We start from the raw sequence: 373 nt of genomic DNA on the forward strand, positions 1-373 counted from the left end.
CCGATCATGCTTTCCTCTGCCAGCTGCAGAGCCTGTCGGCAGCCAAGGTGCGCACGCTGCTGGCCACTGCCAGCTGAGCTTGCCTCGTATCTGCAGGAGGCCCTGGCTTCATTGCTGAGTGCTACGCCGAAGGCTGAAGCCGCCCTTGCGGGGTGGTAGCCCGGATGCAATCCGGGGGGCGGCGGCCATGCCGCGGATTTCATCCGGGTTACGTGAGGTCATGCGCTCTGCATCCATGCGTGTCGTCACGGCGAGCGGACGCCCTTGCCACTGCCTGCGGCGCGGCTGGGCGCTGCAGCGGCGAGCTTTTTCATGGCGGAGAGCGCTCCACGGGTGGGGGACAGGGTAAACTGCGCGCCTGTTCCCATTGCCT

General features: G+C 66.5%; 1 protein-coding gene. It reads right to left on the bottom strand.

The window, feature by feature from the left end:
• Window positions 1-203, bottom strand: a 203-nt coding sequence (locus tag J0A65_RS26370) for a hypothetical protein (RefSeq protein ID WP_206597141.1), incomplete at its 3' end; no start/stop codon positions are given.
• Between the last annotated feature and the right edge of the window lie 170 nt (window positions 204-373).

It is taken from the genome of Bowmanella yangjiangensis (genome assembly GCF_017255015.1).
GTDB lineage: Bacteria > Pseudomonadota > Gammaproteobacteria > Enterobacterales > Alteromonadaceae > Bowmanella > Bowmanella yangjiangensis.